Here is a 612-nt window from a genome sequence, read left to right as displayed (position 1 = left end):
CCTCCTCGTATATTATATTTAAGCCCATAATTGAGCTTATAAATTTCTTTACACCCAAGGCTTTTTGATTGGGCGTCTCAAGATATTTCTAGATAATGATCTTAGGATCATTTGGGACAATTCTTCTTCCTCCTGTAGCTTGACTACATCTTAAGTTTGTTTCTCAGTGTACGTGCGGCACTTCCTACTCGCAGGCTGAGCCCCCTGCCTCTTGGACTCAGGTGATAGTAGCCCTGAGGCGGCTTTCAATGCAGGAGGAGTTCTGATACACGAGGTTGATGATCGGCGTTCACACTAGAGATATCTCGAGGCGTCCAAAAGAAAGACCCAATGATTCTAAAATGAAAGGAGGGTTCCCCCATGAGATTATTTGTAGGTTTAGACGTGAGCTCGTTTGATATGAAAGGGTGTGTTCTTGATCAAGATGGTGCCAGATTAGATTCTTTTTCGGTAACGAATGACCTTCCAGGCATCTCTGAATTAAAAGATCGGCTTCTTGATTTTATAGTCGAAAAAGAAATAGATAATCTTAAAATTGGCTTAGAATCAACGTCGGTGTATAGTTTTCATCCCTCCATGTATCTGCATCATGATGATGAGCTGAAAAAACAC

At 41.3% G+C, this 612-nt stretch carries 1 protein-coding gene; it reads left to right on the top strand.

The features are described from left to right. Positions 1-360: 360 nt before the first annotated feature. A partial coding sequence (locus K8O68_RS15625) for an IS110 family transposase (RefSeq protein WP_230897764.1) occupies positions 361-612 on the top strand: 252 nt, incomplete at its 3' end.

Origin of the sequence: Salipaludibacillus sp. CUR1, from assembly GCF_021028955.1 — a bacterium.
Taxonomy (GTDB): domain Bacteria; phylum Bacillota; class Bacilli; order Bacillales; family Salisediminibacteriaceae; genus Salipaludibacillus.
Note: the sequence above shows the minus strand (reverse complement) of the source record. Positions and strands in the feature narration are given on the sequence as shown.